At 73.3% G+C, this 20,983-nt stretch carries 19 protein-coding genes and 1 pseudogene; 8 read left to right on the top strand and 12 right to left on the bottom strand.

The features are described from left to right. The first annotated feature begins 22 nt into the window (after window positions 1-22). From ACFMQL_RS33930 to hemC, 4 genes are all read left to right on the top strand, one after another. On the top strand, window positions 23-307 hold the full coding sequence (locus ACFMQL_RS33930) for a hypothetical protein (protein WP_378790287.1): 285 nt from the start codon (window positions 23-25) through the stop codon (window positions 305-307). Between the two features lie 87 nt (window positions 308-394). Then, a complete protein-coding gene (locus tag ACFMQL_RS33925) occupies window positions 395-1,636 on the top strand; it encodes a PP2C family protein-serine/threonine phosphatase (RefSeq protein WP_364051473.1) in 1,242 nt (413 codons plus the stop codon). Window positions 1,637-1,735: 99 nt separating this feature from the next. Then, complete coding sequence (locus ACFMQL_RS33920) at window positions 1,736-2,419, top strand: hypothetical protein (RefSeq protein ID WP_378788842.1); 684 nt, start codon at window positions 1,736-1,738, stop codon at window positions 2,417-2,419. An 87-nt stretch (window positions 2,420-2,506) separates the two neighbouring features. Further along, window positions 2,507-3,442 carry a hydroxymethylbilane synthase gene (gene hemC, locus ACFMQL_RS33915; protein WP_364051479.1) on the top strand — a complete coding sequence of 312 codons (936 nt, stop codon included), beginning with the start codon at window positions 2,507-2,509 and terminating at the stop codon, window positions 3,440-3,442. 67 nt (window positions 3,443-3,509) lie between these two features. Here the strand turns inward: hemC and ACFMQL_RS33910 are convergent, their stop codons facing one another. Continuing rightward, window positions 3,510-4,454 carry a LysR family transcriptional regulator gene (locus ACFMQL_RS33910; protein WP_364051482.1) on the bottom strand — a complete coding sequence of 315 codons (945 nt, stop codon included), beginning with the start codon at window positions 4,452-4,454 and terminating at the stop codon, window positions 3,510-3,512. Between the two features lie 112 nt (window positions 4,455-4,566). Between ACFMQL_RS33910 and ACFMQL_RS33905 the strand changes: the two genes are divergently transcribed. Then, window positions 4,567-5,265, top strand: coding sequence for an MBL fold metallo-hydrolase (locus ACFMQL_RS33905; protein ID WP_378788839.1), 699 nt, complete (start codon window positions 4,567-4,569; stop codon window positions 5,263-5,265). 32 nt (window positions 5,266-5,297) lie between these two features. On the opposite strand, the gene ACFMQL_RS33900 is transcribed toward ACFMQL_RS33905, so the two are convergent. Both ACFMQL_RS33900 and ACFMQL_RS33895 read right to left on the bottom strand, forming a co-directional pair. Continuing rightward, on the bottom strand, window positions 5,298-5,786 hold the full coding sequence (locus tag ACFMQL_RS33900; protein WP_364051488.1) for a hypothetical protein: 489 nt from the start codon (window positions 5,784-5,786) through the stop codon (window positions 5,298-5,300). Between the two features lie 13 nt (window positions 5,787-5,799). Continuing rightward, window positions 5,800-6,690 (bottom strand): LysR family transcriptional regulator, encoded by an 891-nt coding sequence (locus tag ACFMQL_RS33895; protein WP_364051491.1) that lies wholly within the window; start codon window positions 6,688-6,690, stop codon window positions 5,800-5,802. Window positions 6,691-6,771: 81 nt separating this feature from the next. Here ACFMQL_RS33895 and ACFMQL_RS33890 point away from each other — a divergent pair, with 81 nt between their 5' ends. After that, window positions 6,772-7,971: an MFS transporter gene (locus ACFMQL_RS33890; protein WP_364051494.1), complete on the top strand. Its 1,200-nt coding sequence runs from the start codon at window positions 6,772-6,774 to the stop codon at window positions 7,969-7,971. 209 nt (window positions 7,972-8,180) lie between these two features. Here the strand turns inward: ACFMQL_RS33890 and ACFMQL_RS33885 are convergent, their stop codons facing one another. Next, window positions 8,181-9,437 (bottom strand): P1 family peptidase, encoded by a 1,257-nt coding sequence (locus ACFMQL_RS33885; RefSeq protein WP_378788836.1) that lies wholly within the window; start codon window positions 9,435-9,437, stop codon window positions 8,181-8,183. Window positions 9,438-9,600: 163 nt separating this feature from the next. Beyond that, complete coding sequence (locus tag ACFMQL_RS33880) at window positions 9,601-9,894, bottom strand: DUF4287 domain-containing protein (protein ID WP_378788834.1); 294 nt, start codon at window positions 9,892-9,894, stop codon at window positions 9,601-9,603. A gap of 147 nt (window positions 9,895-10,041) precedes the next feature. On the opposite strand from ACFMQL_RS33880, the gene ACFMQL_RS33875 reads away from it, so the two are divergent. Further along, window positions 10,042-11,034, top strand: a complete 993-nt coding sequence (locus ACFMQL_RS33875; RefSeq protein ID WP_364051503.1) for an ATP-binding cassette domain-containing protein — start codon at window positions 10,042-10,044, stop codon at window positions 11,032-11,034. Beyond that, on the top strand, window positions 11,031-11,870 hold the full coding sequence (locus ACFMQL_RS33870; protein WP_364051506.1) for an ABC transporter permease: 840 nt from the start codon (window positions 11,031-11,033) through the stop codon (window positions 11,868-11,870). The genes ACFMQL_RS33875 and ACFMQL_RS33870 overlap by 4 nt, the downstream gene beginning before the upstream one ends. Before the next feature lie 1,677 nt (window positions 11,871-13,547). Here the strand turns inward: ACFMQL_RS33870 and ACFMQL_RS33865 are convergent. The 7 genes and pseudogenes from ACFMQL_RS33865 to ACFMQL_RS33835 form a co-directional block, all read right to left on the bottom strand. After that, window positions 13,548-15,017: pseudogene (locus ACFMQL_RS33865) on the bottom strand (BTAD domain-containing putative transcriptional regulator); the annotation flags it as partial. Between the two features lie 62 nt (window positions 15,018-15,079). Next, on the bottom strand, window positions 15,080-15,856 hold the full coding sequence (locus tag ACFMQL_RS33860) for an alpha/beta hydrolase (protein ID WP_364051509.1): 777 nt from the start codon (window positions 15,854-15,856) through the stop codon (window positions 15,080-15,082). Next, window positions 15,853-16,713, bottom strand: coding sequence for an ABC transporter ATP-binding protein (locus tag ACFMQL_RS33855; RefSeq protein ID WP_364051512.1), 861 nt, complete (start codon window positions 16,711-16,713; stop codon window positions 15,853-15,855). Before ACFMQL_RS33855 ends, ACFMQL_RS33860 begins: the two co-directional genes overlap by 4 nt. Further along, on the bottom strand, window positions 16,710-17,585 hold the full coding sequence (locus ACFMQL_RS33850; RefSeq protein ID WP_364051515.1) for an ABC transporter ATP-binding protein: 876 nt from the start codon (window positions 17,583-17,585) through the stop codon (window positions 16,710-16,712). The genes ACFMQL_RS33855 and ACFMQL_RS33850 overlap by 4 nt, the downstream gene beginning before the upstream one ends. Next, window positions 17,569-18,432 carry an ABC transporter permease gene (locus ACFMQL_RS33845; protein ID WP_364051518.1) on the bottom strand — a complete coding sequence of 288 codons (864 nt, stop codon included), beginning with the start codon at window positions 18,430-18,432 and terminating at the stop codon, window positions 17,569-17,571. Before ACFMQL_RS33845 ends, ACFMQL_RS33850 begins: the two co-directional genes overlap by 17 nt. Further along, window positions 18,429-19,466, bottom strand: a complete 1,038-nt coding sequence (locus ACFMQL_RS33840) for an ABC transporter permease (RefSeq protein WP_364051521.1) — start codon at window positions 19,464-19,466, stop codon at window positions 18,429-18,431. The genes ACFMQL_RS33845 and ACFMQL_RS33840 overlap by 4 nt, the downstream gene beginning before the upstream one ends. Next, complete coding sequence (locus tag ACFMQL_RS33835) at window positions 19,463-20,980, bottom strand: ABC transporter substrate-binding protein (protein ID WP_364051524.1); 1,518 nt, start codon at window positions 20,978-20,980, stop codon at window positions 19,463-19,465. The genes ACFMQL_RS33840 and ACFMQL_RS33835 overlap by 4 nt, the downstream gene beginning before the upstream one ends. Between the last annotated feature and the right edge of the window lie 3 nt (window positions 20,981-20,983).

The following is a 20,983-nucleotide window of genomic DNA, read 5'->3' as shown; positions in this document are numbered from 1 at the left end:
GACCGGCACCGCCTACGGGCGGGTGTTCGACGTCGCGCAAGGGCTGGCGTGGCCGCCCGAGTACGGCGGCCGGGCGCTGCGCAACGCCTTCTACGACCGGTGGAAGGGCCGCGAGGACGAGCTGGCCCGCAACGCGGGGGCGCGGGCCGAGCTGCAGGCGGCGCGGGCCGGACGCGACTACGACACCGCCTACGTGTACGCGGGGCAGGCGGTGGGCACGGTGCGGCGCGAGCGCCCGGCCGCCGACGTGGTCGCGGACTTCGCCGCCGTGGACGAGCTGCTCGGCCGCTTCACCACGGCCCGCTGACCCCTCCACCGCCGTCCCTCCCGCACCGATACGCGCGACGCTCCCGGGTAGGGACGGGAGGAGTGAGGCGGCCGGAAGGGGGACGGCGTGCGAGACGACGGCGAACAGGCAACCGGCGACCTGCGCAGCGCCGGTGAGCGGGCACTCGACGGCCTGCTCACCGCCATGCACCTGGCCGGCATGGAGGAGATGCCGGCCCTGGTCGCCGAGCACGCGCGGCTCGAAGGCTTCTCCGACCTCGCGATCTACGTGACCGACCTGCAGCACCTGCTCCTCGTGCCGCTGCCGGGCCAGCAGGACGCCTCCGGCGGCCCACTGCCAACGATCAAGATCGACGGGACGCTGCCGGGGCGGGCGTTCCAGTCGGTGTCGCTGGTGAGGTCGCGCGTGGGCGACGACGGGCCGTACCGGATGTGGACGCCCCTGCTCGACGGCGCCGAGCGGATCGGCACGCTGGGCCTGACCGCGCCGCACGACGGCGAGCCGGTCGAGGAGCGGGTCAAGGCTCTGGCGTCGCTGGTGGCGCTGCTGGTGGTGAGCAAGCGCCCGCACAGCGACTCGTGTGCGCGGCTGGTACGCGCCCATCCTCTGACGCTGTCGGCCGAGGTGCTGTGGAACCTGCTGCCGCCCGGCACGTTCGCCAACGACGACGTGGTGGTCAGCGCGACGCTGGAGCCCGCGTACGCGATGGGCGGCGACACGTACGACTACGCGATCGACGGCCACACGTTGCACCTGTCGATCTACGACTCCATGGGCCACGACACCTCCGCCGGTCTGACGGCCACGCTCGCGATGGGCGCCTCGCGTAACCACCGCAGGCAGGGCAGGAGCCTGGCCGAGACCGCGCAGGCGGTGGACGAGGCGATCGGCGGCGAGTTCGAGGGGCGTTTCGCCACCGGGATACTGGCCGCGCTCGACCTGCGTACGGGCGTGCTGACCTGGGTGAACCGCGGCCACCACCCGCCGCTGGTGCTGCGCGGCGGCCGGCTGGTGGCCACGCTGTCGAGCACCCCCGACCCGCCGATGGGGCTCGGGCTGGGCGGGACGACCGGCGAGCTGCGCTTCCAGCTCGAACCCGGCGACCGGCTGCTGCTCTACACCGACGGGATCATCGAGGCCAAGAGCCCGGACGGCGAGGAGTTCGGGCTTGACCGCTTCATCGACTTCGTCGTCAAACGGGAGGCCGACGGGCTGGCGGCACCCGAGACGCTGCGGCGGCTCATCCAGGCGATCCTGGCCCACCAGGGCGGACGGCTGCAGGACGACGCGACCGTGATGACCCTGGAGTGGAAGCCGTCGCGGCACCGCTACCGGCTGGTGCCGTGACGCCGTGCCGGCGCGCTGACCTGACGGCGCCGACCCGGGCATCGGACACGTGCTGACCGGGCGGCAGGCAGGGTGCGCCGAACGCTCCGCCGGTGTTACATGCTTCGGGTGATCGACGATCCGCTGGAACGCCTTCGCGCCGCCGCCCGCCGTACCCGTGAGACCCGCCGTGAGAGCACCGGCCTGAGCCATGAGGACGCCGATGACGACGTCGGCACGATCGGCACCGACGGCGCGCTCGGCTTCGACCCGTTCCCGCTGCTCGAGGCGCTGCACCGGCACGGGGTCAGGGCGGTGGTGATCGGGCAGGTCGCGGGCATCATGCACGGCTCGGCGGAGCTGACCGGCGACCTCGACCTGCTCTGGGACGGCTCGCCCGCGCACGCTCCCGCCGTGGCGGCCGCGTTCGCCTCGATCGGGGCGCGGCTGGGCGGCGGGCTGCCGCTGGAGCCGGAGTCGTTCCTGCGGCCGAAGGTGGCGTTCACCGCGCCCGGGGCGGGCGGCGACTGCTGCACCCCGGCGCTGCCGTGGGGCGACCTGCATGTGCCGGGCTTCCTGGACCGCGCGCTCACCGCGACCGGTCCGGACGGCCTCACCGTGCACTACGCCTGCCTCGACGACCTCATCCTGATGCGCCGCACGCTGGGCCGTCCCAAGGACCTGCGCCGCGCGGCCGAGCTGGAACGCCTGCGCCCGGGCGGGGTCACCACCGCTCGCGCAGCCAGTCCAGCGACGCCCGGCCCAGCGCCGTCATCATCTCCAGCACCCCGCGATCCGCTGTAGCGCCCGCCGCCACGGCCGTCCTTAATCGGATGCCCGGACATCGGCAAAGCGGGTCCGGTCCGCGGGCCGACAGTCTACGATCGGCGGATGGCCGTACCCGAGCTCATCCGCATCGCCACCCGCTCGTCACCCATGGCGCTCGCCCAGGTCGAGCGCGTACGCGGCGAGTTGGCCGCGCTGCATCCCGGCATCCGCACCGAGGTGGTGCCGGTGACGACGTCCGGGGACAGGTGGCAGGGGGCGCTGTCGGAGCTGGGCGGCAAGGGCGCGTTCACCAAGGAGGTGGACGAGGCGCTGCTGACCGGGCGGGCCGACCTGGCGGTCCACTGCATGAAGGACATCCCCGCCGACCGGCCGCTGCCGGCCGGGACGGTGTTCGCCGCCCACCTCAAGCGCGACGACCTGCGCGACGCCCTCGTCCACCCCGGCGGCCTCACGCTGGACGAGCTGCCCGACGGCACCCGCATCGGCACCTCGTCCGTACGCCGGGTCGCCCAGCTCGCCGCCTCCCACCCGCACCTGCGCTGCGTGCCGATCCGCGGCAACGCCAACAGCCGCCTGGCCAAGCTCGACGCGGGCGAGGCCGACGCCCTGCTGCTCGCCGTCTCCGGCCTGGAACGCATCGGGCTGCGCGACCGCATCAGCGAGATCCTGTCGCTGGAGACCATGTGCCCGCCGATCGGCGCGGGGGTGCTCGCCCTGCAGTGCCGCGAGGACGACACCGCGACCATCGACGCCGTCGCCGGCCTCGGCCACCCGCCCACCTGGCGGGAGATCACCGCCGAGCGCATGCTGCTCCACGTCCTGCAGGGCCACTGCAACAGCCCCATCGCCGGGTACGCCCGCGCCGAGCGCGACGGCCGGCTGTCGCTGCGCGCCCGGGTGTTCTCCCCCGACGGCAAGACGGTCCTCGACGCCCACGAGTGGGCCGGCCCTCTCGACCCGGCCACCCTCGGCACCTCGGTCGCCGTCGCCCTGCTGCGGCAGGGCGCCCGCGAGGTCATCGACGCGATCCCCCACTGAGCGGCCGCCCGCTGATCGCGAGCAGGGCGGTCAGCCCGCAGCCGGCTGAGCCACGTGCCCGCCCTCGTCAGGAGGGAGGGGGCAGGCGGTCGATGTCGGGTACCCACACTGTGCGGTCGGAGGCGGGTGGCAGCCGGCGGGGGCGCAGGTGGCGCAGCAGCGTGCGCAGCAGCGGGCTCGGGTTGCGGCGGTGCCAGACGAGCGACCACGGCATGAGCGGCTCGGGCTCGACGATCGGGATACGGCGCAGCCCGCTGCCCGAGGCGTCGATGCTCTTCTCCCCGAGCCCCACCGCCTCCTTCTCCGCCAGGAACTGCTCCACCAGGTGCCGCAGGCCGATCGCGGGCGGGTTGAAGCGCAGCGGCACGCCGAGCCGCCGGGCCAGCCACGTCAGGTAGCCGCGCCATTCCACCGCGCCCGCGGGGTCGGGCATCGCGATGCCCGCGGGCCGCAGGTCGGCGGGCCGCAGCACGTCCCTGCCGGCCAGGGCATGGTCTTCAGGGACGTAGGCGACCAGCGGCTCCAGGTGCACGAGCCGGTGCAGCAGTTCGCCCGGCCAAGGGGCGGGGGTGTCGTGGACGCGGCCGAAGGCGGCATCGATCTCCTGGCGCCGCAGGGCGGGCAACGCCACCGACAGCCCCTGGCGCATGCTGAGCTCGACCCGCAGGCGGGGATCGAGCTCGCTGGCCTGGCGGATCATCCGCAGCGGCGTGAACCGCTCGTCGTAGACGTCCACGCGCAGCGGCTCGCCTCCGTCGCGCACCTCACGTACCGCCAGGTCGAACGCCGACACCGCCGCCCGCGCCTTGGGCAGCAGCCGCCGGCCCGCCTCGGTCAGCTCCACCGCCCGGGTAGTGCGGGTGAACAGCGGCGCCGCCAGCGCCTCCTCCAGGCGGCGCACCCGCTTCGACAGCGCCTGCTGGGTGAGGTAGAGGCGGGCGGCGGCACGGCCGAAGTGCAGTTCCTCGGCGGTGACGACGAACGCCCGCATGCCCTCGATGTCCGGTTCCACGCTGAGAGCCTGTGATCATCGCCCAGCGGTTGTCAATCGGCGGCGGATCGTTGTTGGACGGCGGACACGGCCGCCCGCTTTGCTGGTCTGCGCGATCAGGAAGGAGTGGCACGTGAAGATCATCGAGGTGCGTCCTGAGCTGCACCTGCTGCTGCTGGAGTTCGGCCAGGCGTACCTGTGGAACGACGGGGGCGAGCTCACTGTCGTGGACACCGGCATCGCCACCTCGGCGGCGGAGATCGCCGCCGCGATCGAGGAGCTGGGCATGCGCAAAGGCGACGTCAGGCGCGTGGTGCTCACCCATCACCACGAAGACCACAGTGGTGGGGCAGCCGAGATCAGCGGGTGGGGCGAGGTCAGCGTCATGGCTCACTGGCAGGACGCGCCGGTGATCCGCGGCGACGTCCCCGTGCCCCCGCTGGACCTCACCGACGAGGAGCGGGATCTGCACCGCGACCTCGGCGCGCACCTGCTGCCCGCCGCACCGCCGTGCCGGGTGGACCAGGAGCTGAAGGACGGGGACGTCATCGACTTCGGCGGCGGCGCGCACGTCCTCCACCAGCCCGGCCACACCGACGGCAGCATCGCGCTGTACCTGCCGCGCTTCGGTGTGCTGTTCACCGGCGACACGGTCGCGCACGTGAACGGGCAGGTCACGCCCGGCGTCTTTCACCGGGACCGCGCGGCGGCGCTGCGATCGTTCCTCCGGCTCGCGGACGTGGACGCCGACCTGGCCTGCGTCGGTCACGGCGCACCCATCACCGGCGCCCGCGCCGCGCTCGCGGCGGCGTCAGGGGCGATCGCCGTCTGACCGGCGCGGTGGAGCACCGCCCGACCGGCGCTTCAGCCGCTGAAGTCCTCGGCGTCCTCCAGCGGGGTGGGGCGCGGCCACGTGACGGCCGCGAAGACCACCGAGCAGGCCAGGAACCCGGCGCTCATGCCGGCGAAGCCCGTCCAGAACGAGCTGAGGGACGTGCCGAGGTCGATCCCGATCATCAGGGCCGTGACCAGGCCGGCCGCGATCCCCGCCACCAGGGCGGGCACGTAGCGGGGCGGCCGGTGCGCCAGCGCTCCGGTGAGCGGCGGCACCAGCGGGAACAGCGCCACCGCCCAGCCCGCCCTCGGCTCGCCGAAGAGCGCGAGCCGCACCGCGGAGACGGCGGCCGAGACGCCGATCGCCACAATCGTCCAGATGACGAGCTTGACGGGGTGGTAGCGGACGTTGTGCTCGGAGGCGTGGGGCTCGGGGCCGAACGTCCAGAAGCCGATCAGCTCCGCCACCATGTCGCCGATGCCGGTCCTGCCGCCGTCAGGGCTCTTGTCGGGACTCATGGCCGTGATGATCTCACACGGCCGCGGGTCCCTCCTCCCGCCGATCGCCGCCGATCTGGTCCAGGAACGCCTTGGCGGCCGGGGACGGCGGGTCGTGCCAGATGAGGTGCTCAACGCGGGTGGGGGCGTCGCGCAGGCGGATGACGCGCAGGTCGGGGAAGCGGGGGGCGTACGCGGCGGGCAGCATGCCCACGCCGAGCCCCTGGCGTACCAGATCGACCATGAAGTCCGCGGACGACACCTCGAACGGCACCTCGCGCCGCACCCCGGCCGCCGCGAACGCCTCGTCAGACTGCACCCGTCCGGCCGCGCCGGCGCGGAAGTCGATGAACGGCTCGTCCGCCAGGCTCCGCAGATCCGCCTCCCGCTCCGTACGGGGATGGTCGGGGGCCACCACGGCGACCAGTTCGCCGCCGCCCAGCCGGCGGCTGCGCACCCCCTTCGGCTCGGTGCGGGGCGGCAGGCCGAGGAACGCGACGTCCATGGCGCCCTGCCGGACCCGTTCGATGAGCGGGTCGCTGCCCGCCGAGGTGAGCGTGATGCGGACGCGGGGATGGCGGCGGCGGAACTCGCGCAGCTCCACCGGCAGGTCGAGCGCGGTCACCGTGGGGATGGCGCCGACGGCCAGCCGGCCGAGGATCTCGCCGCCGGCCGCCGCCACCTCGGCCCGCGCGCGGTCGGCGGCCTCCAGGCATTCGCGGGCGGCCGGAAGGAAGGCCTCGCCCGCGGCCGTCAGCCGGACCCTGCGGCTGGTCCGCTCGAACAGACGGGCGCCCAGCTCGCGTTCGAGGGCGGCGATCTGGTGGCTGAGCGCCGACTGTACGACACGGCAGCGCTCGGCGGCGCGGGTGAAGTTCATGGTCTCGGCGACCGCGACGACGTACCTCAACTGCTGAAGTTCCACCCATCTATCATGAATCACGATCGATCACGATGAAAAGTATGTGTTGGACTCATTGATCGGTGTTCCACCACGCTGGAACGCATGACTGTGAACCAAGCGAGTCGTGCCGCTCGGCAAGAGCGGCCATCCCAGGTCAGGCCGTGGCTCGGTGTCGCGGCGATCACCGCCAGCCTGTTCGTCTTCCTCACCACCGAGCTGATGCCGGTCGGCCTGCTCACCCCCATCAGCGCCGGCCTCGGCATCTCCGTGGGCACTGCGGGACTGATGGTGACGTTGATGGGGGTTTCCGCGGGGTTGGGCGTGCCGTTCATCGTGGCGTGGACCAGGCGCGTCAACCGGCGGACGCTGCTGGCCGCGCTGCTCGTGGTGCTGACGCTGGGGAACGTGATCACGTCCGTGTCGGCGAACTTCCCGCTGGTGCTGACCACGCGGCTGGTGATGGGGTTCGCCAGCGGCACGTTCTGGGGGATCGGCGTGGCCATGGCGATGCGGCTGGTGCCGGAACGGCACGCGAGCCGGGCCGCCGCCGTGGTGATGTCGGGCATCTCCATCGGCGCGGTGGCCGGCATCCCCTTGGGCACCACGCTGGAGAGCCTGACGGACTGGCGGACCACGTTCCTCATCTGGGGCGGGCTCAGCGCGCTGGTGCTCGTCGCGGTCGCCGTCCTCATTCCGTCGCTGCCGTCGGACAACGCGGTCTCGGCGCGCGAGGTGTTCCGTCTTCCGCTGCGGAACGGGCCGCTGCGGCTGGTGCTGACGGCCGTCGTGCTGTTCGTGCTGGGGCACTTCGGCGCGTACACCTTCGTCCGGCCCTACCTGGAGGAGCACGCCGCCGCCACGCCGCTGTTCGTGACGATCCTGCTCATGGCGTACGGCGTCGGCGGCGCGGTGGGCAACCTCGTCGCCGGGCCCATCGTGGCCAGGAACGCGCGGCGCGGCTTCATCGGCGGGTCGGCCGGGCTCGTGGCGTCCCTGCTGTTGCTGCTCACCCTCGGGCAGACGCAGGCGGGTGCGGTGGTCACGCTGATCCTGTGGGGTGTCACCTTCGGCATCGTGCAGCTCAGCCAGGTCACGATGACGCAGGCGGCCGCTCCTGAGACGTTCGAGGCCGCGATGTCGCTCAACACGATGGCGTACAACACCTCCATCGCGCTGGGGGCGCTCGTCGGCGGGCTGTTCGCGGACGGGCTGGGGGTGACCAGCGTCGTCTGGTTCGGCATCGCGCTGACCGCAGGCGCCCTCCTCCTCGTCCTGTCCTCCCGGCCGGCGACGCGCGCCTGACACGCTCAGGGTGTGGCCGTCGATGGCGACGTCCACCCGCGGTCACGGCCGTTCCCGCGCGCTAAGGAGCGGCCGGACGGGGAGGGCTGATCAGCGTCGCACGCGAGGCGCGGCGGTACAGGAGACGCCCGGGGGCTCGCTCAGGGGCGCTCGCGATGGGGACGGCACCGGAGCCGGGCGAGAGAGCACGCGGGAAGCCCACGGCCCGATCAGGGGCGCTGACGATGGAGGCGATGCAAGAGGCGGTCGTAGGGGACGGCGTGGCTGACGTGGCCCTGGTATCCCGTGGTGGTCGTGGCCTTGAACAGGGCGTTGAGCAGGGCTTCCTCGACGGCGTCCATGACGGCGGCGAACACCGGGGTGAGCGCCTCGTCGGGCAGGAGCGGGACTTGGGGCGGCGCGGTGCTGAAGGCGATCGCGTAGTCGCCGCTGCCGTGCGAGTACGACGCCCCCACCCGCCCCATCGCGAAGATCGCCCGGCGAGCCAGGCGGCCGAGCCGGCGGGCGTCGAGCGGGGCGTCGGTGGCGACCACGATCATGCAGGAGTTGCCCGGCGGCTCGGCGCCGTCGGCTCCTGGGATCAGCTCGGCGGCCGGCATCGGGACGCCCTGGACGGTCAGTACGCCGCCGAAGTTCGCCTGGACGAGCGCTCCCGTCGTGACCGGGACGCCGCCCTCGACCTCCAGCCGCCGTGACGAGGTGCCGATACCGGCCTTGAAGCCGAGCGCGGTCGTCCCGGTGCCCGCGCCCACGCATCCCTCGCCGGGCTGGCCGCCGCTCGCGCCTTCGAGCGCGTCGAGCACGTGCCGCTCGGTGATCAGCCGCCGCCGGATGTCGGACAGGTAACCGTCGTTGGTCTCCCCCGCCACGCAGTTGAACGACAGGCCGTCGGGGCGGCGCCGCATCACGTACGACAGCAGCGCGTCGGCCGCCCGGTAGACCGACAGCGTGCCGGTCAGCACGATGGGCGACTCCAGGACGCCGAGCTCGTCGATCTGGGTGGAGCCGATGAGCTTGCCGTAGCCGTTGCCGACGTGCACGGCAGCGGGCAGCCGCCAGGTGCTGAACAGCTGCTCCGGCACGATCGCGGTGACCCCGGTGTGGAGGTCGGCGCCGTCGTCGATCGTGGTGTGGCCGACCAGGACGCCTTCGACGTCGGTGATCGCGTTGAGCGGCCCGGTGGGCAGCCTTCCGACGACGACGCCCAGCTCTCGCGCCCGTGCCCGCCCGCTCGGATCCGCAGCCGCGGCTGCGGACGGCCCCCCGGAAGCGCCAGAAGACGAGGAGGGAGCCCCGGACGCGGGAGAGGCCGAAGTCGCAGACCGGCCCACGGGCGCGCCCGCAGCCGAGGGCGAGGCCGCGGACGGGGGCGCGGACACGCCCGGAGCCGAAGCCGCGGACGGAGCCGGAGGCGAGGCGGCGGCCGGGTGTTCGGGCGTGCCGGGGTGGTCGTCGCGTCGTGTCACGTCGAGCAGTATCGCCGCAGCGCGCCGCCCGGCCGCATCAGGGTGCTCGTACTGGTCCTGGCCGACCGCCACCCCCACCACCCGCTGCCCGCCCGAGACGGCGGTAACGAGGGCGGCGAGTGCCGCCCACCGGAGAGCCGGCGCGCCCGGCGGGCGGTCAGGGTCAGGCGGTGGGGCGGGTGGCTTTGCCGTCGAGCCACAGCGTGTCGGACTCGTCGCGGTGCGAGCCCGTGCCGCCCACATGCTTGGCGTCGATCTTCGGGCCCTTCTTGATCACGTGGACGAGCGCCATCGCATGCCCTCGCCCCAGCCCGTAGTCCTCCTTGAGCCAGTCGATGATCGCTCCCGCCTTCACGGACGGGTCGTCGTAACCCCGCTCCTTGGCAAGCGCGATGAACTGCCGCGGCGTCAGGCCGGTCTTCTCCTCGATGTTGTCGAGGTACGCCTGGAACGACATGTCTTCCTCCATGGTCGAGCGGGGGCAAGCGTGACTCACCCTGCCAGACGCCACCGACAAAACCGCGCCCCCTGGTTTCACACGGCCGCGGTCTCGTGAAACCCGGCCGAGGGCGGCGTGAAACCCGGGCCGCCGACAGTTGCGTGCATGAGCATCACGAATCTGGACGCTCCCCCAGTCGTGGCCGTCCGCGCGGAGGGGCTGGCGAAGGCGTTCGGCACCCACCGCGCGGTGGACGGCATCGACCTCGACATACGCACCGGCGAGATCTTCGGCGTTCTCGGCCCGAACGGCGCGGGCAAGACCACCACGCTGCGGATGCTGGCGACGCTGCTGGCGATCGACGAGGGCCGCGCCGAGATCTTCGGCGTGGACGTCTCCCGCGAGCCGCACGTCATCCGCCAGCTCGTCGGCGTCACCGGACAGTACGCCTCCGTCGACGAGAACCTGACCGCCCGCGAGAACCTGTGGCTGTTCGGCCGCCTCCAGGGCCTGCCGAGCCCGCGCGCCCGGCGTGTCGGCGACGACCTGCTGGGCAGGTTCGGCCTGGAGGACGCGGCGGACAAGCCGATCGCGCAGTTCTCCGGCGGTATGCGGCGCCGCCTCGACCTGGCGGCGAGCCTGATCACCAGGCCGCCGCTGATCTTCCTGGACGAGCCGACCACCGGGCTCGATCCGCGTACGCGCGGCCAGATGTGGGACACCATCCGCGAGCTGGTGGCCGACGGCTGCACGGTGCTGCTGACCACCCAGTACCTGGACGAGGCCGACCAGCTCTCCGACCGCATCGCGGTCATCGACCGCGGCCGCAAGGTCGCCGAGGGCACCCCGGACGAGCTGAAGACCGCGGTCGGCGACTCCACCCTGCAGGTGCACCTGGCCGACCCCGGCGACGTACAGGACGCGGTCCAGGTGGTGCGGCGGGTGCTGGGCTCCGACCCGGTGCTCAGCCCGGAGCAGGCCCGGCTGAACGTCGCGCTGGAGCAGGCCGACATGGCGGCCGAGGTGCTGATCGCGCTGCGCACCGCCGGGCTGTCGATCTCGTCGGTGAGCGTGGCCAAGCCCAGCCTGGACGAGGTGTTCCTGGTGCTCACCGGCCACGAGACGGACGCCGACACGACGAAGGAGGACCGCCGATGACCACCACCACGATCGCACCCGCCCGCGAGCGGATCGACGTCGCCGCCCGGGTGGCCGCCACCCGCCGGCGCGTCACCGTGGCGGAGACGGTGCGCCAGACGATGACGATGGCGTGGCGGGCGCTGAAGAAGATGCGCCGCAACCCCGAGCAGTTCTTCGACGTGGCGGTGCAGCCGATCCTGTTCACCGCGATGTTCGCCTACATCTTCGGCGGCGCGATCGCGGGCGACGTGCAGAGCTACCTGCCGCTGATGATTCCGGGCATCCTCGCCCAGACCGTGCTGACGACCTGCATGGCCACCGGTACGCAGCTGCGCGAGGACATGGAGAAGGGCGTGTTCGACCGGTTCAAGGCGTTGCCGATCGCCAGGATCGCGCCGCTGGCCGGTCCCATGGTGGCCGACCTGCTGCGCTACACGATCGCGGCCACGCTGACGTTCTCCATGGGCCTGCTCATGGGCTACCGGCCGGGCGGCGGCGTGGGCGGCGTGCTCGCCGCGATCGTGTTGTCGATCTTCACCGGCTGGTCGCTGGCGTGGATCTTCACGTGGGTCGGCACGATCGCCAGGAGCGCCCAGGCGGTGCAGGGCATCTCCATGATGATCATGTTTCCGCTGACGTTCCTGTCGAACGCGTTCGTCCCGGTCGAGACGCTGCCCGGCTGGCTGGCCGCGTTCGTGACGGTCAACCCGGTGTCACACCTGGTCACGGCCGCCCGCGACCTGGCCAACAGCGCCGTCGTCTCCGGCGAGGTGGCCTGGACGGTGCTCGCCGGCCTGATCGTCATCGCGGTCTTCGCGCCACTGTCGGTGCGCAGCTACAAGCGGCACCTGTGAGCCCGCCACCTGCCGGACGAGGAGGCGTGCCTCGTCCAGCAGGTCGGGCCCGGTGCGGGTGCCGTACTCGGCGCGTATCGCGGCGAGCGTCCCCGGCGCGATCCGCTCCGCGTGCGGCTCGATGCGCTCCATGGACATGCTCGGCAGCAGGGCGATGTACGAGAACCGCTCGGCCAGCACCAGCATCCTGATCGCGGTCTTCGCGGGCATGGCGGAGCGCAGCAGCCCCCAGGCGCCCAGGGCGAAGAGCGCCGAGCCGCAGATGGGGTAGTCGCGGATGGGGTTGTCGCCGAAGAGCAGGTCGTGACCGATCACGTCGGCGTACAGCCGCTCGCCGTAGCGGACGCCGTCCCCGCGCGCGTGGCGGGCGTGCGCGGTCAGGGCCACCGACTCGGCCACCACCGTCCATGGGGCGACCTCAGCGGGTCCCATGCCGGCCAGCTGCAGGTCGCGCGCGCTCTGCACGGCCCGCCGGTACGCGGCCAGCGCGGCGTCCGTCTCGCCTCTGGCCAGGGCGATCTCGGCGGAGCACAGCGCGACGGTCGCCACGCCGCCCATCACCGGCTCGTTGTCGTTGATGTAGGCGATCGCGGCGAGCTCGGCCTCCGCGCGCTCGAGGTCGCCGTCTTCGATGGCGCAGGTCACCAGCACGGCCCGGAGCTGCGCCTCGTCGTCGGAGGCGCCGAGGCGCTGCAGGACCGGTACGGCGATCCGGGCGTGCGCGAGGGCCCGCTTGCGGTCGCCGAGCTGCATGACGAGCTGGGCCAGCATGGCGTGCATGATCGCGCTCTGCCACTGCCCTTCGTCGCCTTCGTTCAGCAGCGCCAGGGTGCGTTCTGCGGCCGCGGTGGCCCCGGCCAGGTCACCGGCGTTCTCCAGGACATGGGCGAGTTGCCGGGCCGCCTCGATCGCCACGTCGCGGTCGGGGCTTTGCGACAGCTGCGACAGCCGGGCCAGCATGCCGGGGGCGTCGAGCCCGTGCCAGGCGTCCAGCACCTGGCACATCGCCAGGATCCTGGGATGAGTCGCCTCGCTGACGGGCAGCGAGCGGAGCAGGTCGAGCAGCGCGTGCCCGTGCCGGTCGGTGAGGATCATGATGTTCTGGAGCGTGATCAGCATCGCCACCCTGGTCTCCTCGACCAGGTCGGGCGGCGGTCTCCAGCCCGTGAACGCTGCGATGATCGCGTCGCGGTGCACGAGGATGCGCTGGTGGTCGCCGCGTATCGACCACATGCCGCCGAGCCCCGGCAGCAGCCGCACCAGCGTGGGCAGGTCGGGCTCGGCGAGCGCCTGCCGCAGCAGGTCGGCGAGGTTGCCCTCCTCGGCGCGCAGCGCGTCGGTCGCCTCGAACTCCTCCGGCCCGAAGAAGCGCGCGGCGTGGAAGAGCGAGTAGGAGGCCGCCCACTCCCGCTGCGCCTTTTTGGCGGGCTCCTCCTCGCCCGCCTCCTTCAGCCGCATCCGCCCGAACTCCCTGACGGTCTCCAGCATGCGGTAGCGCAGGCCGTACGCGGTCTCGCGGACGCTCAGCATCGACTGCTCGGTCAGGGCGTCCACGGCGGGCAGGGCGTCGGGACCGAGCACGGCCTCGGCGGCGGCGAGCGTGAAGCCGTCGCCGAACAGCGACATCCAGCGCAGCGCCCGGCGTTCGGGCTCGTCCAGCAGGTTCCACGACCAGTCGATGACGGCGTGCAGGGTGCGATGCCGGTCCGGCGCCGTACGGTTGCCGCCGCGCAGCAGCGCGAACCGGTCGGCGAGGCGGCGTGCGATCTCCGCCACCGACATCACCCGCACCTTGGCGGCGGCCAGCTCGATCGCCAGCGGCAGCCCGTCGAGGCGGGCGACGACCCGCTCGACCGTGTCGTCGTCGAGCAGCACGTCCGGCCGGGCGGCGACGGCGCGCTGGCGGAACAGCTCGACCGCGTCCCGCGTGGACAGCTCGCCGAGCTGATAGACGCGCTCGGCGGGGATGGACAGCGGCGCGCGGGAGGTGATGAGCACGCGCAGGTCGCGGGTGGTCACGGTGAGGAACGCCACCAGGTCGGCGACGGCCTCGATGACGTGCTCGCAGTTGTCGAGGATGAGCAGCGCGGGCGTCTGGGAGAGCTGCTGGGCGATCCTGGCGCGTACGTTGGAGCGCTGCTCGGGGGTCAGGATGCGGCGCCCGCTGACCGAGTCGCGTACGCCGAGCGCCGAGCCGACCTCGCCCACCACACCCTCCGGTGAGGAGACGCCGACCAGCTCGACGAAGTGGGCGACGGGTTGCGGGGCGTTCCTGCCGACGGCGTGCGCCAACCGGGTCTTGCCCAGCCCGCCGGGACCGACGATGGAGACCACGCGGTGGGTGTGCAGCAGGGCCTGCACGGCGCGGATGTCGTCGTCGCGGCCGAGCAGGGTGGAGCCGTCGTACTGGATGCCCTGGCGTACCGGCCGGTCGGCGGCCAGCAGTTCGGCGTGGACGCGGGCCAGCTCGGGGCCGGGGTCGGTGCCCAGGCGGGCGGCCACGGCGGCGCGGTGGCGCTCGTAGCGTTCGAGTGCGGCGGGCGTGCCGCGTACGGCGGCCTCGCTGCGCAGCAGGCAGGCCAGCAGCTCCTCGTCGTGCGGCCGGTCGGCGGCGGCCTGTTCGAGCAGCGGCAGTGCGGTGGGGTGCGCGCCGTCGCGCGAGTGCGCGATGGCCGCCACCCTGCGGGCCTCGGCGGCCCAGGTCGCGGCGGTCGCGCGCAGCTCGGCGAGCGCGCCGGAAGGACCTTTCGTGTCGTGCAGTGCGGCGGTGATCGCCAGCGCCTCGCCCGCGTGCCGGTGCGCGAGCGCGGTGTCGCCCGCGGCGAGGGCGTCGCGGGCCCGCTCGGCCAGCTCGCCGAGCAGCAGCACGTCCACCTCGCATGCGGGCAGCCCGAGCCGGTAGCCGTGAGGTGTCCTGACGATGACGTCGGCGGCGGTCGCCGCCCTGGTGCGCGAGACGACCACCTGGAGCGCCTTGGTGGGGTTGGCCGGCGGCTCGTCCGGCCACAGCTCCTCGACCAGCCGTTCGTCGCTGACCCCCGCCCGGCCGTGCAGGGCGAGCACGGCGAGCAGCGTGTGGGCGCGGTCGCCGGACACGCGGGCGCCGTGCCAGCGCACGCCGTCGAGGAGGACCAGTGCGGGGGACATACCGACAGCTTAGGGCGACGGGCGCGGTGAGGCTGATCATCGCGCGGCGCCCCCGCGGCGGGTCACCAGGTGCTGCTCTCCACGGTGACGGCGGGGACCAGGTCGTCGCGCAGCGCTTCCAGGAACGCGACGATCTCCGCGGCGACCGAGCGGTGCTGCAGGTCGTTGAGCACGTCGTGGTGGGCGCCGCGTACGCTGACCAGCCGCGCCCTCGGCAGCGCCTTGGCCGCCCGGGCGAGCGCGTCGTGGTCGGCGAGCGGGTCGGCCTGCCCGGCGAGCAGCAGGTGGGGGATGCCGGTGGCGTCGGCGTAGGCGGCGTCCAGCAGGTCCTGCGGCAGGGCGTCGGCCAGCGCGCCGCGCCGTACGGACGCGTCGCCGGTCAGCACGCCGCGGTGGGTGGGACAGTGCGTACGGACGTCCAATTCGTCCTCCCAGCCGCCGCCGGCCCGGGACCCGGCGCCGGGCAGGCCCGCGAGCACGACCGCGTCCGGCCACCATGCCGAGGTCCCGGAAGCGGTGGCGAGGAGGGCGGACAGGGCGGCGGCGCCCAGGTCGGATCCGGCCAGCACCAGCGGGCGCGGCAGCCCTTCCGGCCGCTCGGCGGCGACGCCCTCGACGGCCCCGGTCAGCCGGGCGGCCAGATCGTCCAGGACGGTCGCCGCGGTGGGACCGGCGGCGGGCGGGCCGATGACCCGCACCCGGTAGGCGTCGTAGGCGAGCCGCGCGCCGAGGCGGGCGTAGGTGGCGCGGGTCTCGCCACGGCCGGGCACGACGATGACCGTGCCCCTGGTACGCAGCCCTTCGGGGGCGTGGTGGTCGCCACTGTGCGTCATGCTCATGCTCCAGACGTTCGAGGGAGGTCGGCGAGGGCGCGTACCTGCTCGCGCAGCGCGCGGCGGGCGGCGGGGTCGGGCGGCTGATCGTCGGTGATCGACGGCACGGACGTCACCAGCAGCCGCGTGTAGGGGTGGCGCGGGGCGAGGAGGATCTCCTCGGTGGTGCCGGTCTCCACCACCTGCCCGTGGTAGAGCACGACGACGCGGTCCGCGACGCCGCCCAGCGAGCCGAGGTCGTGGGTGATCAGCAGCACGCCGAGGCCGCGCGTCTCGCGCAGCCGCAGCAGCAGCTCCAGGATGGTGATGCGGGTCGAGGCGTCGAGTGCGCTGACCGGCTCGTCGCAGATCAGCAGCCGGGGATCGACCGCGATGGCGCGCCCGATCGCGACCCGCTGCCGCTGGCCGCCCGACAGCTCGCCCGGGTACCTGGGCAGCAGGTCGGGCGGGAGTGAGACGTGCCGCGCCGCCTCCTCGGCGGCCGCGCGGAGCTCGGCGCGGCCGCGCCCGCCGCGTACGGCGAGGCCCTCGACCAGGGTGTCGGCCACGGTGCGGTCGGGGTCGAGGCTGCGCAGCGGGTCCTGGAAGACGTACTGGACGGCGCCGCCGCGGCGGAAGGCGCGCAGCTCGCGGCCGCGCAGCCCGCTCACCTCGCGCCCGTCGATCGCGACGGTGCCGGCGCTCGGCGGCACCAGGCCGAGCACGGCCCTGGCGAGCGTGGTCTTGCCGGAGCCGGTCTCGCCGATCAGCCCGACGATCTCGCCGGGCGCCACGGTGAGATCGGCGCCGTGCAGGATCTCGGTGCGCGCGCGGCCGCGGCCGAGCGAGACGCGCAGGCCGCGTACGTCGAGCAGCGCGGTCATCGGGGGCTCCTTCGCTGTTCGCGCACCCGGTCGATGCCGAAGCGCTCGTGGGCGTCGATGAGCTGCCGCGTGTACGGGTGGCGCGGCGCGCGCAGCACCCGCCGGGTCGGGCCCGACTCGACCACGGCGCCGTCGCGGAACACGTGGACCGTGTCGCAGGTCTGCGCGACGACGGCGAGGTCGTGGGAGACGACGATGAGCGTGAGCCCGCGGTCGCGGCGCAGCTCCGACAGCAGCTCCAGCACCTCGGCCTGCACGGTCACGTCGAGCGCGGTGGTGGCCTCGTCGGCGATGAGCAGCTCGGGGTCGGCGCTGATCGCCATGGCGAGCAGGACGCGCTGCAGCATGCCACCGGACAGCTCGAAGGGGTACTGCGTGTAGACGTGCTCGGGGCGGCGCAGCCCCATGGCGTGCAGCAGCTCGACGGCGCGTTCGCGGGCGGCGCGGCGGCCGAGCCCGACCTTGACGCGCAGCACCTCGGCGAGCTGCTCGCCGACGGTGATCGAGGGGTTGAGGTAGGAGGCGGGGTCCTGGAAGACGGCGGCGATTCCGGTGCCGCGCAGCCGCGCTCGCTCGGCGTCGGGCAGCGCGGTCAGCTCGGCGCCGTCGAAGGCGATCTGCCCGCCGGTGACCTGGACGCCGGCGGGCAGCAGGCCGAGCACGGCGCGGCAGGTCAGGGTCTTGCCGCTGCCGGACTCGCCGACCAGCCCGGCGGCCGAGCCGCGCGGCACGCCGAGGTCCACGCCGTGCACGACCTCGGTGCCGTCGGCGACGCTGACGCGCAGGCCGCGTACCGACAGCAGCGGCTCGCGGCCCGCCCCATCGCCGGCGGATGGGCGGACGGCGGTCGCGAAGTCAGGTGAGGCGGACACGGCGGGCTCCTCTCATGAGTGTCCTGGCCCGGCCCCGGTCGCCGCCGGCGTCCCTGATGGCGTCGGCGAGCAGGTTGAGCGCGCCGACGGTCGCCATGATGAACAGCGAGGGGAACACCGGCCCGTACGGCCGCTGCGCCAGGTAGCCGAGGTCGCCGGCGACGATGCCGCCCCAGGTGGGCTCGGGCGGCACGACGCCGATGCCGAGGAAGGTCAGCGACGAGACGATGAGCAGTGCGGAGGCGGTGGCGTTCGCGGTGGTCACGACGAGCGTCGGCACGATCTTCGGCCACACGTGGGTGCGCAGCACCCGCCAGGTGGAGGCGCCGAAGAGCTGCGCGGCGGTGACGTACTGGGCGCCCGCGTGGCTGAGCGCGGCGGCTCTGGTGATGCGGTAGAACGACGGCGCGAGGAGGATGCCGACGGCGACCATCGCCTGGTGGACGGCGTTGCCGAGCAGCGCGGCGACCGCGATCGCGAAGATCAGGAAGGGCAGCGCGATGAGCCCGTCCATGATGCGCAGCGTGATCCACTCGTAGGCGCGGCCGAGGTAGACCGAGGTGATGCCGGGCACGACGCCGATGACGAGCCCGATGGCGACGGCCTCGAAGGCGGTGAACACCGAGGCGGGCGCGCCGGCCAGCACCCGGCTGAGCACGTCGCGGCCGAGGTAGTCGGTGCCGAACCAGTGCTGGGCGCTGGGCGGCTGGAGGATGTCGGCGCTGTTCTTCAGCGCGTCGTACGGCGCGAGGAACGGCCCGGTCACGGCGAGGACGAGCACGGCCGCGAGCACAATCGCCGCGACGGCGCCCGCGCGGGTGCGCAGGGCGTCGGTGATGGCCTTCATAGCTCCCTCCTGGCGGCCGGCCGGAGCTTGACCAGCAGGACGTTGACGATCGCGGAGGAGACCAGCACGACCGCGATCGTGACGAGCAGCGCCCCTTGGACGACGGGCACGTCACCGCTCAGCGCGGCGGACTTGGTCAGCTCGCCGATGCCGGGCAGCGCGAACACGGTCTCGGTGATGACGGCCCCGCCGATGAGCCGGGGCACGTGCATGCCGAGCACGGCGACCGCGGGTCCGGCGCCGTTGCGCAGCGCGTGGACGAGCACGACCCGGCGGCCGGGCAGTCCGCGCATGCGGGCGCCGACGATGTAGTTCTCGTGCAGGGTGCCGGCCAGGCCGGTGCGCAGCTGGCGGGCGACGTCGGCGGCGGCGTCGAGGCTGAGCGCCAGGCTGGGCAGCAGCAGGAAGCTCGCCCAGGTGCCGAGGCCGGCGGACGGAGGTGCCCAGCCGCCCGCCGGCAGCACCGGCACGATCAGCGCGAACACCGTGATGAGCGCGACCGCGGCGACGAAGCCGGGGACGGTCGCCAGCACGGAGGTGACGACGGTGACCGTGCGGTCCAGCAGGCCGCCCTGGCGTACGGCGGCGAGCGTGCCGAAGACGCCGCCGAGCACGACGGCGATGAGCAGCGCCCCGGCGGCCACCGACAGGCTGACGGGCAGCCGCTCGGCGATGCTCTGCGCCACCGGGATCTTGGTGAACCAGGAGGCGCCGAGGTCGCCGTGCAGGGCGTTCCACAGCCACGTCACGTAGCGCAGCAGCAGCGGCCGGTCGAGCCCGAACGCCTCGCGCATGCGCTGCACGTCGGCGGGGGTGGCGGAGTCGCCGAGCACGACCGAGGCGGGATCCTGCTCGGTGAGCCCGCCCAGCATGAACGTGATGAAGGTGGAGACGAGCATGACGGGCACCGCGATGAACAGCCCCCTGCTCAGGGCGGCGGCCGCCCTGAGCAGCAGCGCGGCCGGCCCCGGCCGGGAGGACGCCGGGGCCGCGCTCGGAGGGGCCGCGCGATCGCGCAGGTCGAGAGCGGTCACGTGGTCACCCGGACGCCCTCGAACCGCTGGATGTCCACCCAGTTGCGCAGGCCCTGCACCTTGGGGCTGTGCGCGGTGAAGCGGGTCACCGTGAACAGGAAGACGTTGGGCATGTTCGTCACCGCGATCTTGGTGGCCTTCTGGATGGCGGCCGGGTAGGCGGGGTCGTCGAGGGCGTACCCGCCGGCCTTGGCGACGGCGGCGGGCAGCTCCTTGGGTGTGGTCTTACCGAGGTTCATCAGGCCCTCGGGGCCGAACAGCACCTGCAGCGCCTGCACCGGCGACTGGCGGGCGTTGAACTGGTCGAGCACGAACGGGTGCCTGCGGGTGATGTAGTTGTTGACGCCCGGCGTCATGACGGTGAGCTTCGTGCGGATGCCGGCGGCGTTGAGCTGCTGCTGGATCAGCTCGCCCACGGGGTCGTCGGCCCTGTTGAGCGCGAGCTGGACGTCCACGCCGTCGGGGTAGCCGGCCTCGGCCAGCAGCCGTCTGGCCTTGGCCACGTCGTGCGGGTAGAGGTTCTCCAGCTCGGGGTTGTAGGCGACGTAGCCCTTGGGGAACGGCTGCCAGGCGGGCTCGCCGTAGCCGAAGTTGGCGGTCTCGACGAGTGCCCGCCGGTCGATCGCGGTGCTGATGGCCTCGACGACCTTGGGGTTGTCGAACGGCTTGACCGTGTTGTTCACGTCGAGGACGCGGACCGGCAGCACGTCGGTGGTCAGCACGGGGAAGCCCGCGGCCTTGACGCCGGCGACCTGGGCGGCGGTGAGGTCGGCGACGTCGTACTGCCCCGATTGCAGGCCGGCGACCGCGACCGACGGGTCGGGGGCCGGTTTGAGCACGAAGTTGGCGATGTGGATCTGGTCGGCGTTCCAGAAGTCCGGGTTCTTCACCAGCGTGGCCTGCGAGCCGGGCACGTAGCCGGTGAGGATGAACGGTCCCGCGCCGACCGGCCGGGTGGCCAGCCTGGCCGGGTCCTTCGCCGCCGCGGGGCTGACGACCTGCCCGGTCTTGCCCGCCAGCAGCAGCGGGATCTGGTAGTCCACCTGGTTGAGGTGGAGGGTCACGTCGGTCTCGCTGTCGGCGGTGATGCGCTCGATGGTGGCGAGCTGCGGGGCGATCGTGGAGTCCTTGGCGGTCTTGCCGCGCTCCAGGCTGGCCTTGACGGCGGCGGCGTCGAGATTGGTGCCGTCGGAGAAGGTCAGGCCGGGGCGCAGGTGGAAGGTGACCGAGCGGCCGTCGCCCGCGTACGTCCACGACTCGGCGAGTCCCGGTCTGGCCTCGCCGTTCTCGTCCACCTCGGTGATCCCCTCGTAGACGAGGGTGAGGGCGTGGACGTCGTTGCCGACGGCGGAGGTGACCGGGTCCCAGGTGGACGGCAGCGACCAGCCCCAGGTGAGGGTGTCGCCGGACTGCCCGCCGGCGTCCTGGCGTATCGACGCCTGGGAGACGCAGCCGGTGAGCAGGAGCGTCACCGCGGCGGCGATGCCGGCGACCTTGAGTGCGGGGTTGCGCACGGA

Source organism: Nonomuraea fastidiosa (assembly GCF_042751225.1).
GTDB classification, from domain to species: Bacteria; Actinomycetota; Actinomycetes; order Streptosporangiales; family Streptosporangiaceae; genus Nonomuraea; species Nonomuraea fastidiosa.
This window is presented reverse-complemented; position numbering and strand designations above follow the sequence as displayed.